Source organism: Streptomyces sp. NPDC026500, from assembly GCF_055567635.1.
Genome location: NZ_JBVHQB010000025.1, coordinates 35,223 through 47,870, shown reverse-complemented (window position 1 = coordinate 47,870; position 12,648 = coordinate 35,223). Strand labels below are relative to the sequence as shown.

Annotated in this window: 12 protein-coding genes; 6 read left to right on the top strand and 6 right to left on the bottom strand. The window is 72.8% G+C overall.

Going from position 1 to position 12,648, the window contains the following annotated elements; genetic code table 11:
- Positions 1-15: 15 nt before the first annotated feature.
- Complete coding sequence (locus ACZ4N5_RS34580; protein WP_467760987.1) at positions 16-744, bottom strand: ZIP family metal transporter; 729 nt, start codon at positions 742-744, stop codon at positions 16-18.
- A 109-nt stretch (positions 745-853) separates the two neighbouring features.
- Here ACZ4N5_RS34580 and cobM point away from each other — a divergent pair, with 109 nt between their 5' ends.
- The 6 genes from cobM to cobC all read left to right on the top strand — a co-directional run bounded on the left by cobM (position 854) and on the right by cobC (position 7,525).
- Entirely contained in the window at positions 854-1,690 is an 837-nt protein-coding gene (gene cobM / locus ACZ4N5_RS34575) for a precorrin-4 C(11)-methyltransferase (protein ID WP_467760986.1), read from the top strand.
- A 77-nt stretch (positions 1,691-1,767) separates the two neighbouring features.
- Positions 1,768-3,027 carry a precorrin-6y C5,15-methyltransferase (decarboxylating) subunit CbiE gene (gene cbiE / locus ACZ4N5_RS34570; protein WP_467761058.1) on the top strand — a complete coding sequence of 420 codons (1,260 nt, stop codon included), beginning with the start codon at positions 1,768-1,770 and terminating at the stop codon, positions 3,025-3,027.
- The gene (gene cobJ / locus ACZ4N5_RS34565; RefSeq protein ID WP_467760985.1) at positions 3,024-4,730 is read left to right on the top strand and encodes a precorrin-3B C(17)-methyltransferase; all 1,707 of its coding nucleotides are present in this window, start codon (positions 3,024-3,026) and stop codon (positions 4,728-4,730) included. The genes cbiE and cobJ overlap by 4 nt, the downstream gene beginning before the upstream one ends.
- Positions 4,727-5,428: a precorrin-8X methylmutase gene (locus ACZ4N5_RS34560; protein ID WP_467760984.1), complete on the top strand. Its 702-nt coding sequence runs from the start codon at positions 4,727-4,729 to the stop codon at positions 5,426-5,428. Before cobJ ends, ACZ4N5_RS34560 begins: the two co-directional genes overlap by 4 nt.
- Positions 5,425-6,360, top strand: coding sequence for a sirohydrochlorin chelatase (locus ACZ4N5_RS34555; RefSeq protein ID WP_467760983.1), 936 nt, complete (start codon positions 5,425-5,427; stop codon positions 6,358-6,360). The genes ACZ4N5_RS34560 and ACZ4N5_RS34555 overlap by 4 nt, the downstream gene beginning before the upstream one ends.
- Positions 6,350-7,525 carry an Rv2231c family pyridoxal phosphate-dependent protein CobC gene (gene cobC, locus ACZ4N5_RS34550; RefSeq protein WP_467760982.1) on the top strand — a complete coding sequence of 392 codons (1,176 nt, stop codon included), beginning with the start codon at positions 6,350-6,352 and terminating at the stop codon, positions 7,523-7,525. Before ACZ4N5_RS34555 ends, cobC begins: the two co-directional genes overlap by 11 nt.
- A 121-nt stretch (positions 7,526-7,646) precedes the next feature.
- Here cobC and ACZ4N5_RS34545 read toward each other — a convergent pair whose 3' ends face one another.
- The 5 genes from ACZ4N5_RS34545 to ACZ4N5_RS34525 form a co-directional block, all read right to left on the bottom strand.
- Entirely contained in the window at positions 7,647-8,573 is a 927-nt protein-coding gene (locus tag ACZ4N5_RS34545) for an SCO1860 family LAETG-anchored protein (RefSeq protein WP_467760981.1), read from the bottom strand.
- Positions 8,574-8,906: 333 nt separating this feature from the next.
- Positions 8,907-9,998, bottom strand: a complete 1,092-nt coding sequence (locus ACZ4N5_RS34540; RefSeq protein ID WP_467760980.1) for an amidohydrolase family protein — start codon at positions 9,996-9,998, stop codon at positions 8,907-8,909.
- 71 nt (positions 9,999-10,069) lie between these two features.
- Entirely contained in the window at positions 10,070-10,858 is a 789-nt protein-coding gene (locus ACZ4N5_RS34535; protein WP_467760979.1) for an amino acid ABC transporter ATP-binding protein, read from the bottom strand.
- Positions 10,855-11,688, bottom strand: a complete 834-nt coding sequence (locus ACZ4N5_RS34530) for an amino acid ABC transporter permease (RefSeq protein ID WP_467760978.1) — start codon at positions 11,686-11,688, stop codon at positions 10,855-10,857. The genes ACZ4N5_RS34535 and ACZ4N5_RS34530 overlap by 4 nt, the downstream gene beginning before the upstream one ends.
- Entirely contained in the window at positions 11,685-12,536 is an 852-nt protein-coding gene (locus ACZ4N5_RS34525) for a transporter substrate-binding domain-containing protein (RefSeq protein ID WP_467760977.1), read from the bottom strand. The genes ACZ4N5_RS34530 and ACZ4N5_RS34525 overlap by 4 nt, the downstream gene beginning before the upstream one ends.
- Between the last annotated feature and the right edge of the window lie 112 nt (positions 12,537-12,648).

The following is a 12,648-nucleotide window of genomic DNA, read 5'->3' as shown; positions in this document are numbered from 1 at the left end:
GCGGGCCGTTCGGACTCAGGACGCGATGCCCACCACCAGCCAGATGAAGGCCACGCCCGCGACCGTGCACAGCAGGGTCGAGCGGGCGGGGTGTTCGTGGTGTGCCTCCGGGAGGATCTCGGCGGCGGCGAGGTAGAGGAGTACGCCGCCGAAGAGGCCGAGGTAGCCGCCGAGCAGCCGTTCGGGAATGGTGAAGAAGAGGGTGGAGGCGGCGCCGAGCATGGGGGCCGCCGCGTCCGCGTACAGCATGAGCAGGGCCTTGCGTCGGGCGTTCCCGTACAGGCTCGTGATCGTGTACGTGTTGAAGCCGTCCGCGAAGTCGTGGGCGATCACCGCGAGGGACACCGCGAGCCCCATGCCGCCACCGACCTGGAAGGCGGCGCCGATCGCGACGCCGTCCATCGCGCTGTGGCCGACCATGGCGGCGGCCGCCGTGAGGCCCACCTCGGGCGCGCGTCCTTCGTTCTCCTCGCCGCCGTGCGCGGCCTGACGGTGGGCGAGCAGGCGTTCGACCAGATGGGCCAGCAGAAAGCCGCCCACGAAGAGGAGCAGCGCGGCCGGTACGCCGAACACCTCGGTGCCCGCCGCGGCGAGCGCCTCCGGCAGCAGATCGAGGCCGACCACGCCGAGCATCAGGCCGCCGGCCAGGCCGAGGACCAGATGGCGGCGGTCGGTCACGCGCTGCGCCGTCCAGCCGCCGGCCAGCGTCATCAGGAACGCGCCGAGCGCGACGAGGACCGCCATAGGCCCTTGCTATCCGATCAACCCCCGTTCGCGCACCTGGGGCGACGGCCCCGCACGTACCGAAGCTTTCGCAGCACCCCCGATTTTTCGTAGGAAAGGACCGATTCCCATGGCCGATGCCCCCACCGGCAAGGTGACCTTCGTCGGTGCCGGCCCCGGCGCCGCCGACCTGCTGACGTTCCGCGCCGCGCGCGCCATCGCCGACGCCGACGTCGTGATCTGGGCGGCGAGCCTGGTGCAGGCCGAGGTCCTCGACCACGCGCGCGAGGGCGCGGAGATCCTCGACTCCGCGACGATGTCGCTGGAGGACGTCGTCGCCGTGTACGAGCGGGCCCGCGCGCAGGGCCTGCGGGTGGCGCGGATCCACTCCGGCGACCCGGCCCTGTGGGGCGGTACGCAGGAGCAGGTCGACCGGTGCGCCGAGCTCGGCATCGAGACGGAGATCGTGCCGGGTGTCTCGTCGTTCTCCGCGGTGGCCGCGCTCGTACAGCGCGAGCTGACGATTCCCGAGGTCGCGCAGTCGGTGATCCTGACCCGGCTCGGCGGCGGCAAGACGCCGATGCCGCCCGGGGAGGAGGTTCGGGAGTTCGCGAAGCACGGCACGACGATGGCGCTGTTCCTGTCGGCGGCCCGCAGCGGCCAGCTGGTGCGGGAGCTGCTGGAGGGCGGCTATCCGACGACCACGCCGGTCGTGGTCGCCTACCAGGCGACCTGGCCGGAGGAGCTGATCGTGAAGTGCACGATCGGCACGCTGGAGGAGACCGTCAAGGAACACAAGCTCTGGAAGCACACCCTCTTCCTGGTCGGCCCGGCGCTCGACGCGAGCGGCACGCGCTCGCACCTCTATCACCCCGGTCACTTCCACGGCTTCCGCAAGGCCGACCCCGAGGCGCGGGCCGAGCTGCGCGCGGCGCGCCGGGGCAGTGCGCAGGGCCCCGCGTCGTGAGCGTGGACGTCGTCGGCGCGGAGGGGGAGCCGATCCGCGCGGAGGGAGAGTCCGTCGTCCCGGCGGACAGCTCCGTGGTGATCACCGTCGTCGGTACGGGCACGGGGGCGCCGCTGTCCCCGGACGCGGCGGGTGTGCTCGCCGGGGCCGGGCTGGTCGTGGGTGCCCGGCGGCATCTGGCGGCGGCCGGGCTGCCGGAGCGGGCGGAACAGGTGGTGCTCGGGCCGCTGGCACCGGCCCTCGACCGCATCCAGCGGTACGCGGACGACGGGGCGCGCGGGGGCCCGGTCGTGGTGCTCGCGTCGGGCGACCCCGGGTTCTTCGGGATCGTGCGGGCGCTGGCCGAGCGGTTCGGGGCCGAGCGGCTGGACGTACGCCCCGGTGTCTCGTCCGTGGCGACCGCGTTCGCCCGGCTCGGGCTGCCCTGGGACGACGCGGTGGTGGTCAGCGCGCACGGGCGTGATCTTCGTACGGCCGTCCACGTCTGCCGGTCGCGGCCCAAGGTGGCCGTGCTGACCGGTCCGGGGTCCGGGCCCGCCGAGCTGGGCGCCGCGCTCACCCACCGCGGCGCGCAGCGCGTGCTCGTCGTGGCGAGCGCCCTCGGCGACCCCGAGCACGAGCGCGTCGAGCGGGTCACGCCCGCCGAGGCCGCGGCCCGCGACTGGGGTACGGCGGTCAGCGTCGTGCTGTGCCTGGACGAGTCGCGGGCCCTGGCTCCCGTGCGGACCGTGGCCGGGCCGGTTGCCGGGCCCGACAGATGGGCCCTGGACGAGAGCGAGTTCGCCCACCGCGACTCGATGATCAGCAAGTTCGAGGTACGGGCGCTGGCGCTGGCCCGGATCGGACCGCGGCTCGGCGAGCTGGTCTGGGACGTCGGCGCGGGCTCCGGTTCCGTCGCCGTCGAGTGCGCGCGGTTCGGCGCCGCGGTGACGGCGGTCGAGAAGACCCGGGACGGCTGTGACCGCATCCGTGCCAACGCCGCCGCGCACGGCGTGGACGTGCGGGTCGTCCACGGGGCCGCGCCCACGGTGCTGTCCGACCTGGACGATCCGGACGCGGTGTTCATCGGCGGCGGCGGACGTGAACTGCCCGCCATCGTCACGGCGTGCGCGCGCCGGGCCCGGCGGGCCGTCGTGATCGCCGTGGCCTCGCTCGACCGGGTGCCGGCCGCCCGCGACGCGCTCACCGCCGCCGGATTCACCTGCGACGGCGTCCTGTTGCAGTCCTCGCGGCTCGCCCCGCTGCCGGGCGACGTCTCCCGGCTCGCGGCGACCAATCCCGTCTTTGTGCTGTGGGGCGTCCGGCCTCCGGCCCGTACCGAAGGAGTCCCCCAGTGATCGGCCTGATTTCCGCCACGGCGGCGGGCGCGACGGCCCGTGACCGGCTCGCCGCCGCATGGTCCACGCGTACCCGGGTGTACGACGGGCCCGTGACGGACGCCGTGCGGCGGGCCTTCGCGGAGTGCGACCAGCTGGTGTGCTTCCTCGCCACGGGCGCGGTCGTACGGCTCGTCGCGCCGCTGCTCGTGGACAAGGGGTCGGACCCCGGAGTGGTGTGCGTCGACGAGGCGGGGCGGTTCGCCGTGTCGCTGGTCGGCGGCCACGCGGGCGGGGCGAACGAACTCGCCCGCGAGGTGGGTGAGTTGCTCGGTGCCGAGCCGGTGGTGACGACGGCGACCGACGCGGTGGGGGTGCCCGGTCTCGACACCCTGGGTTTCCCGGTGGAAGGGGATGTCGCCGGGGTCTCGCGGGCCATGCTGGACGGCGAACCGGTGGTGCTGGAGGCGGAGTCGAGGTGGCCGCTGCCCGCGCTGCCGCCGAACGTGGGCAGCCCGGCGCGGTCGGGCGCCGCCGTCCTTCGTGTCTCCGACCGCGACCGGGAACCGGCCGCGCGGGAGGTCGTCCTGCGCCCGCCGTCCCTCGTGGTCGGTGTCGGCGCCTCCCGGGGCGCGCCCGTGGAGGAGGTCCTCGGGCTCGTCGGCGACGCGCTGCGGGAGGCGGGTCTTTCCGTCGGGTCGGTGGCCGAACTCGCCACCGTCGACGCCAAGTCCGAGGAGCCCGGCATCGTCGGGGCCGCCGCGCGGCTCGGGGTGCCGGTCGTCACGTACACCGCCGAGGAGCTGGCGGCGGTGGCGGTCCCGAACCCGTCCGACGCGCCGCTCGCCGCCGTGGGAACGCCGTCCGTGGCGGAGGCCGCCGCGTTGGTGGGCGGGGGTGAACTCCTCGTACCCAAGCGGAAGTCGGTGCGGACGGACGGGCAGCCTGCGATGGCGACCTGCGCGGTGGCGCGCCGGCCGGCCCGCGGGCGGCTCGCCGTCGTGGGCCTCGGTCCCGGAGCCCGCGATCTGCTCACTCCGCGCGCGACGGCGGAGCTGCGGCGGGCCGCGGTGCTCGTCGGGCTCGACCAGTACGTCGACCAGATCCGCGATCTGCTGCGGCCGGGCACCCTGATCCTGGAGTCGGGGCTCGGCGCGGAGGAGGAGCGGGCGCGCACGGCGGTGGCCGAGGCGCGCCGCGGACAGGCCGTCGCGCTGATCGGCAGCGGCGACGCGGGGGTGTACGCGATGGCGTCGCCCGCGCTCGCCGAGGCGTCCGACGACATCGACGTCGTCGGGGTGCCGGGGGTGACCGCGGCGCTCGCGGCCGGGGCGATCCTGGGCGCGCCGCTCGGCCACGACCATGCGTCGATCAGCCTGTCCGACCTGCACACGCCGTGGGAGGTCATCGAGCGCCGGGTGCGCGCGGCGGCCGAGGCGGACATCGTCGTGACCTTCTACAACCCGCGCAGCCGGGGCCGGGACTGGCAGCTTCCCAAGGCGCTCGCGATCCTCGCGGAGCACCGTGAGCCGACGACGCCGGTGGGTGTGGTGCGCAACGCCTCCCGCCCGGACGAGTCGAGCCGGGTCACGACGCTGGGGTCCCTGGATCCGGGAATCGTCGACATGATGACCGTGGTGACCGTGGGCAACACGGCGACCCGTGAGATCGCCGGGCGCATGGTGACACCGCGCGGCTACCGCTGGCAGGAGGAGGCCGAATGAGCCAGGTGTTGCCCGGGAACCGGGTCGTGCACCCCATCGAGCAGGAGTCCTTCCGGCGGCTGCGCGCCCGCCTGGACACCTCGCACCTTCCGCCGCTGACGCGCGCGGTGGTGGAGCGGGTGATCCACTCCGCCGCCGACCTGGAGTACGCGAGCGATCTCGTCACCGACGAGGACGTCCTGGTGCGGGCGCACGCGGCGCTGCACGCCGGGGCGCCCGTCGTGGTGGACGTCGAGATGGTGGCCGCGGGCATCACGCGCCGCGCCACCGTCTGCCGTCTCAAGGACGCCAGGTCGGGCCCCGGTCTGACGCGTTCGGCGCACGCGGTCCGGCTCGCGTACGAGGAGGTCGGGCCCGGCGCGCTGTGGGTGATCGGCTGCGCGCCCACCGCCTTGGAGGAGTTGCTGCGGCTGGACGCCGCTCCGGCGCTCGTGATCGGTCTGCCCGTCGGGTTCGTCGGCGCGGCCGAGTCCAAGGCCGCGCTCCGCGCGAGCGGCCTGCCCGCTGTCAGCAACGTGTCCGAGAAGGGCGGTTCGGCGGTCGCGGCCGCCGCGCTCAACGCCCTGCTGTACCACCCTGTTCCGCAGGCCGACCAGGCCGTGAAGACCGTGCGGGCCGACCGGGCCGCACAGACCGCCCGGGCCGACCGGGCCTCGACGACCGCCGAGGCCACCTCGGCTACCAAGGAGACATCGTGACCACCCCGCCCCCCGCGCTGCTCATCGCCGGACACGGCACCCGGGACGAGGCCGGAGCCGAGGCCTTCCGTTCCTTCGTACGGGAGTTGGGGCGCCGTCATCCCGAGCTGCCCGTCGCCGGAGGGTTCATCGAGCTGTCGCCGCCGCCGCTGGGCGACGCCGTGAGCGAACTCGTCGGGCAGGGGGTACGGCGGTTCGCCGCCGTGCCGTTGATGCTGGTGTCCGCCGGGCACGCCAAGGGTGACATCCCGGCGGCGCTGACCCGCGAGAAGGAGCGGCACCCCGGGATCTCGTACACGTACGGGCGTCCGCTGGGCCCGCATCCGTCGCTGCTCGCCGTGCTGGAGCGACGCCTTGACGACGCCCTCGGCGGCGGCGCCCGGACCCCCGAGGAGCGGGCCGAGGTGACGGTGCTGCTCGTGGGCCGCGGGTCCACCGACCCGGACGCCAACGCCGAGGTGCACAAGGCCGCGCGGCTGCTGTGGGAGGGCCGGGGGTACGCGGGCGTCGAGACGGCGTTCGTGTCCCTGGCGGCGCCGGATGTGCCGTCCGGTCTCGACCGCTGTGTGAAGCTGGGCGCGCGCCGGATCGTGGTCCTGCCCTACTTCCTGTTCACCGGTATCCTTCCGGACCGGGTGCGGCGGCAGACGGAGGACTGGGCGTCCGCGCACCCGCGGGTCGAGGTGGGCTCCGCCGAGGTCATCGGCCCCGAGCCCGAGCTGCTCGACCTGGTCATGGAGCGCTACCGGGAGGCGGTGAAGGGCGACCTGCGGATGAACTGCGACTCCTGCGTCTACCGGATCGCGCTGCCCGGCTTCGAGGACAAGGTGGGGCTCCCCCAGCAGCCGCACTTCCACCCGGACGACGACGGCCACCACGACGGACACGGTCACCACCATCACGGGGGGCACACGCATACCCATGCGCACTGAAGAGGCCGCCGAGGGCGGGCACGATCTGCGGCACCACGGGGACGCCGAGGTGCGCGACGACGGCTCCAAGCTCACCGATCTCGCCGTCAACGTCCGCGCGGACACCCCGCCCGCGTGGTTGCTCGACCGGATCGCCGCGTCGCTGCCGGGGCTCGCGGCCTACCCGGACGGACGGGGCGCGCGGGCCGCGGTGGCGGCGCGGCACGGGCTGCCGGTGGAGCGGGTGCTGCTCACGGCGGGCGCGGCCGAGGCCTTCGTGCTGCTCGCGCGTGCCCTGGAGGTACATCGGCCGGTCGTCGTGCATCCGCAGTTCACGGAGCCGGAGGCCGCGCTGCGGGATGCCGGCCACACGGTGGGCCGCGTCCTGCTGCGCGAGGAGGACGGCTTCCGGCTCGACGCGGCCGCTGTCCCCGAGGACGCCGACCTCGTCGTGATCGGCAATCCGACCAATCCGACGTCGGTCCTGCATCCGGCGGAGGCCGTCGCCGGACTGGCCCGCCCCGGGCGGGTGCTGGTGGTCGACGAGGCGTTCATGGACGCGGTGCCGGGTGAGCGCGAGACGCTGGCCGGGCGGACGGACGTGCCCGGACTGGTCGTGCTGCGCAGTCTCACGAAGACGTGGGGTCTTGCGGGGCTGCGGATCGGCTATGTGCTCGCCGATCCCGGGACGATCGCCCAGCTGGAGCGCGCCCAGCCGCTCTGGCCGGTCTCCACGCCCGCGCTCGCGGCGGCCGAGGTCTGTATGTCCTCGCAGGCGCTCGCGGAGGCGGCGCACGCGGCGCGGCGGATCGCCACGGACCGGGCCCATCTGGTGGCGGGGCTGCGGGAGTTCGGCTGCTCCGACGGGCTGCACGTGGTGGAGCCGGCGGAGGGCCCCTTCGTCCTGGTCCGGCTGCCGCGGGCCACCGGGGTGCGCCGGGTTCTTCGCGATCTCGGGTTCGCGGTACGGCGCGGGGACACGTTTCCCGGGCTCGGGGACGAATGGCTGCGGATCGCGGTGCGGGACCGGGCGACGGTCAACCGCTTCCTGCAGGCGCTGGACCGGGCGATGACCATAAGCGGAAGCGGGGGCGGAACGGGGATGGTTCCGCCCCGGCGCTCCCCTCCCCCGCCCCCGTCCGGCCCGTGTCCGGAGCCGCCGCCCCGGACCTCTTCCTCGGACTGAACGGCCTGGTCCTCGGACGCCGGACGGGCTGAGACCGTTCAGCCCGTCCGGCGTCCGAGGAGCGGGTTCCGGGCGGAGCACCCTGCTGCTGAGCTCCGGGCGGCGGGACCCCGGCGGGCCGTCAGCCTCGGCGGCGCCGGGAGAGGACGACCGCTGCGCCGCCGGCGGCGAGCAGCGCCACCGCACCACCGGCCAGATACGGCGTCATGGAGCTGCCTCCGGTCTCCGCGAGCCCTTCCTGCACGGGAGCGCCCTGCGGTGTCACCTCGGCCACCGGGTCGGAGGCTTCGGAGGGGCCTGCCGGTGCGGCCTCCTGGGCGACGGGCGCCGCCGGCGACTCACAGGTGGCCTTCGCCAGTGTCAGGGTGCCCTCCACCTCGGCCACGTTCAGCTTCAACGGGTTGATGGACACCTTGAGTTCGAGCGCGGACGCGGCGGCCGTCCGGGAGGTGGTCTCGGTCTTGGAGAGGTCGAGCCGCACCTCACCGACCCCGGGGACCTTCACGTGCGTCGGGCCGCCCGTCGTCAGCGTGGCCTTCTTGCCGAGAACGGTGACGGATCCCAGCAGGTTGGCGGTGGCGACGGGCTTCTTCCCGGCCTCGCAGGTCGCCTTCGAGGTCACGTCCTGGACCTCGATCAGCGACAGCAGCGGCAGTCCGGGGACATGGACGGCGGCGTGCGCGAGGCGGGTGGAGCCCTCGGCCTTCCCGGCGGAGACCGTGGCCTCGGCGGTGGCGACGTCCGCGCGCAGCACGCTGAACGGTCGTCCGTGGTCGACGCCGTCCAACTGGGCGGTGAGCGCGGTCTTCTCGGCACTCTGCGGTGCCTGCACGTCGTTCAGGGAGACCGCGAGCGGGACGTTCACGGTCTTGTTGAGGAGCGACACGTCAAGTCCGGTGCGGAGCACGACGGCACTCGCGCGACCGTGGTCGTCGGTCGCGTGGGCGGAGCCCGCTCCGGCCAGCGCGGTGGGACCCACGGCGAGGACGGTGGCGGCCGCGGTGACGGCGAACCGGCGTGCGGGCATGCGGTGGTTGATGCTGTTCAAGGGTGGGACCCCCATAGGAGAAAGCCTGGGACCCGGAAAGAATTACGCACTGAGAGTGAACAGTCAGCCACCTGGCGTGAGTTCACTCCATCGTGGGTTTTTCGTGCACACCTTCGAATCCCGAGGCACGGCTGTTCTCCGCCGTCACTCGATCAACGCCCCTGGACGAACGCGCTGGTTGACGCGCCGGTTGATGACGGGTTGACGCACCGGGGCACGACCGGAGGTGCGTAACGAGCACGCCATCCCGGTCGTCACGCTCCGTCAACCAAGCGCATGTCGGCCGCGTGGCCGGTATCAGCCGTGTCCGCCGCGCGAGCCGGGTGGGACGTGTCAGCCGACGATCCGCCCGTTGAGAACCACCCGTCGCGGAGCCGCCAGGACCCGTACGTCCGCGCGCGGGTCCCCCTCGTAGACCACGAGGTCAGCGGGCGCCCCCTCGTCGAGGCCGGGCCGCCCGAGCCAGCGCCGGGCGCCCCAGGCGGTGGCGGAGAGCGCCTCGACGGGCGGGATGCCCGCGGTGACGAGTTCGGCGACCTCGGCCGCGACGAGCCCGTGCGCGAGGGAGCCGCCCGCGTCGGTGCCGACGTAGACCGGGATTCCGGCGTCGTACGCGGCGCGCACGGTGTCGTAGCGGCGCTCGTGCAGGCGTCGCATGTGCGCCGACCACTGCGGGAACTTGGCCTCGCCGCCGGCCGCGAGGTGCGGGAAGGTGGCGATGTTCACGAGAGTGGGGACGATGGCGACACCGCGCTCGGCGAAGAGCGGGACGGTGTCCTCGGTGAGGCCGGTGGCGTGCTCGATGCAGTCGATGCCCGCCTCGACCAGGTCGCGGAGCGAGTCCTCGGCGAAGCAGTGCGCGGTGACCCGGGCGCCGAGCCGGTGCGCCTCGGCGATCGCCGCCTCGACGGCCTCGCGCGGCCAGCAGGCGCTCAGGTCGCCGGTGCCGCGGTCGAGCCAGTCCCCCACGAGCTTGACCCAGCCGTCGCCGCGCCGGGCCTCCTGGGCGACGTACGCGACGAGGTCCTCGGGCTCGATCTCGTGGGCGTAGTTGCGGATGTAGCGGCGGGTGCGGGCGATGTGCCGGCCCGCTCGGACGATCTTCGGGAGGTCGTCGCGGTCGTCGATCCACCGGGTGTCGGAGGGAGAGCCGGCGTCCCGGACGAGGAGGGTGCCGGCGTCGCGGTCGGTCAGCGCCTGCTTCTCGGAGACGTCCGCCGGGACCGGGCCGTGGGCGTCGAGCCCGACATGGCAGTGCGCGTCGACCAGGCCGGGCAGTGCCCAGCCCTCGACGGTGCGGGCGTCACGGGCGCCGCCGGGGCGCTCGTAGGAGATCCGGCCGCCGACGACCCACAGCTCGTCGCGGACGTCGTCGGGTCCGACGAGGACCCGCCCCTTCACGTGCAGTACCGGGTGATCGCTCATGGAATGCACCTTACTGAGACGGCTCCCCGTCCTCGCCCGCCCGGTCCCGCTCCTCCCGCGCCCGCCCCGTCCTACTCCTCGTCCGGCCGGTCCGGTGTCCTGTCCTCGACGTCCGCCATCGCCGGGTCGAGCAGCCTGGACAGGAAGTGCCGTGTCCGCTCGTGGGCCGGACTGCCGATGACCTGCGCCGGGACACCCTCCTCGACGATCACGCCGCCGTCCATGAACACGACCCGGTCGGCGACCTCTCGCGCGAAGGTCATCTCGTGGGTGACGACCATCATCGTCATGCCCTCGTCGGCGAGCATCCGCATGACGGCGAGCACGTCGCCGACGAGTTCGGGGTCGAGCGCCGACGTCGGCTCGTCGAAGAGCATCACGTCGGGCCCCATCGCGAGCGCGCGGGCGATCGCGACGCGCTGCTGCTGACCGCCGGAGAGCGAGGCCGGATAGGCGTCGGCCTTCTCCGCGAGGCCCACCCGGGTGAGGTTCTCGGCGGCGATCCGGGCCGCCTCCGCCTTGTGCCTGCCGAGCACCCGGCGCTGCGGCAGCGTGAGGTTCCCGGTCACCGACAGATGGGGGAAGAGGTTGAACTGCTGGAAGACCATGCCGATACGGCGGCGTACGGCGTCGATGTCGACGTCGGGGTGCGTGACCTCCGTACCGCCGACGAACACCTGGCCCTTGCTGGGCTCCTCCAGGAGGTTCACACAGCGCAGCAGGGTCGACTTGCCGGAGCCGGACGGGCCGATGACACAGACGACCTCGCCCCGGGCGACCTCCAGGTCGATGCCGCGCAGGACCTCGTTGTCGCCGAAGGACTTGTGCAGGTCCTTCACCTGGATTTCGGGTGTGCTCACTTGGAGACCTCCCCCGACTTCGATTCGAGACGCCGTACGACGAAGCCGAGCGGGATCGTGACGAGCAGGTAGCACAGGCCCGCGACCAGGATCGGCGTGGAGTTGGCGGTCGTGCTCGCCAGGTCGCGGCCGTACTTGGACAGTTCGCGCTCCTCCAGTGTGACACCGAGGAACAGCACCAGCGAGGAGTCCTTGAAGAGGGTCACGAGTTCGTTGGTGAGCGGCGGGAGAATGATCCGGAACGCCTGCGGGACGATGATCGAGACCATGGCCCGCGCATGCGAGAAGCCCAGCGAACGGGCCGCCTCCATCTGCCCCTTGGGCACGGCCTGGATGCCCGCGCGGAAGGTCTCGGCCATGTAGGCGGCGCCCACCAGACCGAGCGCGATGGCGACCTTTCCGTACGTTCCGCCGGGGATCTCCGTGCCCGGGAACGCGAGCGGCACCGCGACGCCCACGAAGATGAAGATCACCAGGGCGGGCAGCCCGCGGAAGACTTCGATGTAGATTCCGGCGAACCAGCGGTAGGGGCCCACCGAGGACAGGCGCATCAGGGCGATGACGATGCCGAGCACGAGTCCGACGACGAAACCGAACGTCGTGTAGAGGACGGTGTTCTTCAGCGCCAGCGTGATGACTTCCGGGAACATCTGCTTGACCAGGTCCCACTGGAAGAACTGGTTCTTCAGACGGCCCCAGTCCGCCGTGACCGCGAAGGCGATCACGACGGCGACGAAGACGGCGTACTGCGCGCCGCGCGCGAGCGAGCGCTTCTGGCGCCGGCTCAGGCCGGACCTGCGGGGCTGGAGGGGTGTGTCGGCACCACTCATGAGGCGGACGGGGAGGCGGAGGCCGCGGCCGCGTCGTACGGGCCGATCCACTGCTCGTAGAGCTTCTTGTACGTGCCGTCGGCCTTCGCGTCCGCGATGGCCTTGTTGATGGCGGCGACGAGCTTGGTGTTGCCCTTCTTCACCGTGAAGCCGTACTGCTCACCGGTGTTCAGGTTGTCGGCCACCTTGAAGGCGTCGGCGTTGGCCTTGTCCTTCAGCCAGCCCTGGACGACCGGGTAGTCGATGATCACGGCCTGCACCTGACCGCTGCGCAGCCCGCTGAGGACCGCGTCGGAGGACTCGAAGGAGACCGGGTCGAAACCCTGCTTCTTCGCGTAGTCCTCGCCGGTGGTCTGCGCCTGGGCACCGAGCTTCTTGCCCTTCGCCTTGACGTCGGCGAGGGAGTTGATGCCGCTGTTCTTGTCGACCAGGACGGCCTGGGTGGCGTTGAAGTACGGGTCGGAGAAGTCGACGTTCTTCTTGCGCTCCGCCGTGATCGTCATACCGGCGGCGGCGAGGTCGCACTGCTCGGAGTTGAGGAACGCGCCCGTCTTGAAGTTCTCGAAGGGCGTGTCGACGATGGCCTGCTTCACGCCCAGGTTTTTGGCGACCAGGTCGATGAGCGAGACGTCGAAGCCCTGCACCTTGCCGTCGATCTCCGACTGGAAGGGCGGGTACGGCAGGTGGGTGCACGTCGTGAGCTGACCGCTCTTGACCAGCGGGACCCCGCTCGCGGTGGTGGTCTTGCCGCCGCCGCTGTCCGAGGAGCAGCCGGCCACGAGCAGCAGCCCTGCCGTGGCGGTGGTGGCGGCCAGAATGCGGGACCGGCGTCCGAGGACCGAGTGCACGGAGACCTCCTGTGGGGGGAACAGAGGGTTCTGATTATAAGGAAAGGTTTGGGTTGCTCAAATCAATCCGATGGCTGCTGGGCCGTCTGGCCTCAGAATTCGCCGGGCCGGG